Below are 1174 nucleotides of genomic sequence, written 5' to 3' on the forward strand. Positions count from 1 at the left end.
CGTCGTAGGCGCTGCCGTGCCCGCCGTACAGCTCCGGCAGGCGGGCCTCGAAGCCGGTCGAGGCGGCGACGATGCCCTTGGCCAGCGGCACCGCATGGGCCGGGAAACCGGCCCTGACCAGGCCGTGCACCGCTATCGCCGTGTCGTGCGGCCACACCGAACCGACGTGGTAGCCAAGCGGGTTGAAGCCGGCGTTGCGGCGGCTGAGGGTGCGCAGCCCGAAGCCGCAGTCGAGGTCGGGCCCGACCAGCCGGTCGGCGAGCAGCGCGCTCTCGTCGCGGTCCAGCAGCCCGGTGCCGAGCAGGTGCCCGAAGGCGGAGGTGGCGGAGTCGACCGGGCGCTTCTCCGCGTCGAGCGCGACCGCCGGGTAGCTGCCGAGCGCGTCGGAGACCCAGAAGCTCTCCCGGAAGCGGCGGCGGACGGTGCCGGCCCACTCCTCCCAGCGGTCCGCGCCCGGCCGGTCGAAGGCGCGCAGCAGGGCGGCGCCGGCGATGGCGGCCTCGTACGCGTACGCCTGGACCTCGCACAGGGCGATGGGCGGCGCGGCGAGCCGGCCGTCGCGCCAGCGGATGGAGTCGCCGGAGTCCTTCCAGCCCTGGTTGGCCAGGCCGCTGCCGGTGCTGTCGACGTACTCCAGCAGGCCGTCGCCGTCCGCGTCGCCGTAGCGGGCCAGCCACTCCAGTCCGGCCTCGGCGTGCGGCAGCAGTTCGGCGACCTGGTCGTCGGGCATGCCCCAGCGCCACGCGTCGTGCAGCAGCGTGATCCACAGCGGGGTGGCGTCCACGGTGCCGTAGTAGACGGCGGGCAGCGCGCGGGAGTCGGCCAGCCGCAGCGACTCGCGGCGCACCTCGTGCAGGATCTTGCCGGGCTGCTCCTCGGTGTGCGGGTCGATGCGGGTGCCCTGGCGGCGGGCCAGGGTGCGCAGGGTGCCCGCGGCCAGCTCGGTGCCGAGCGGCAGCAGCATGCGGGCGGCCCACAGCGAGTCGCGCCCGAACAGGGTGAGGAACCAGGGGGAGCCGGCGGCCAGGAAGGTGTCGCCGGGGTGGTCGGGGTCGGTGAGCAGCAGCCGTTCCAGGTCGCCGACGGAGCGGGCCACGAGCTTGTCCAGCCGCTGGTCGGCGGAGGTGAGCCGGGGGTGCGGCCAGTCCACGGCGCCGGGGGCGGGGGCCGGGAA

Annotated in this window: 1 protein-coding gene; it reads right to left on the reverse strand. The window is 75.7% G+C overall.

All coding sequences use genetic code 11. The features are described from left to right. A partial coding sequence (locus AC13HU_RS37470) for an amylo-alpha-1,6-glucosidase (RefSeq protein ID WP_483046471.1) occupies positions 1–1174 on the reverse strand: 1174 nt, incomplete at both ends.

It is taken from the genome of Streptomyces sp. NH27, from assembly GCF_056859195.1.